Genomic DNA, 413 nt, shown 5'->3' with positions numbered 1-413 from the left:
TGCTGGCCGTCGCGAACGCATTCTCGTGAAAACCCTTGAGGGCGTCCGTAGGCTAATCGGCAAGTTCGACCTTCTTCATTTCCATGATTCCGAACTTATCCCCGCAGCGCTTTGGGCAAAGGCGCGAGGTATCAAGGTAGTGTATGATGTACACGAAGATTTGCCTCGCGATCTTCGCATAAAGGAATGGATACCTTCAACTCTTCGTTTGCCGCTCTCATGGTCTGCAAGCGCAGCCGAGAAAATTGCTGGTAGAGCTTTCGACGGCGTTGTCACTGCAACGCCCACTATCGCACTGCGCTTTCCCGTTTCAAAAACAATATGCATACGCAATTTCCCAGACGCTGCCGAGTTTCAGAATGTGGCCGGCAAACCCTACCACATGCGTCCTGAAAAATTTGCCTATATCGGAA

General features: G+C 51.1%; 1 protein-coding gene. It reads left to right on the top strand.

From position 1 onward, the window contains the following. The coding region (locus tag AB1462_RS32295) for a glycosyltransferase (protein WP_367249195.1) at nt 1–413 on the top strand (413 nt) is incomplete at both ends.

The organism is Pseudomonas sp. SB113 (genome assembly GCF_040754745.1).
In the GTDB taxonomy this organism is placed as follows: Bacteria; Pseudomonadota; Gammaproteobacteria; order Pseudomonadales; family Pseudomonadaceae; genus Aquipseudomonas; species Aquipseudomonas grimontii.
The sequence above is the reverse complement of the archived record's forward strand: the minus strand, read 5'-3'. Positions and strand labels throughout refer to the sequence as shown.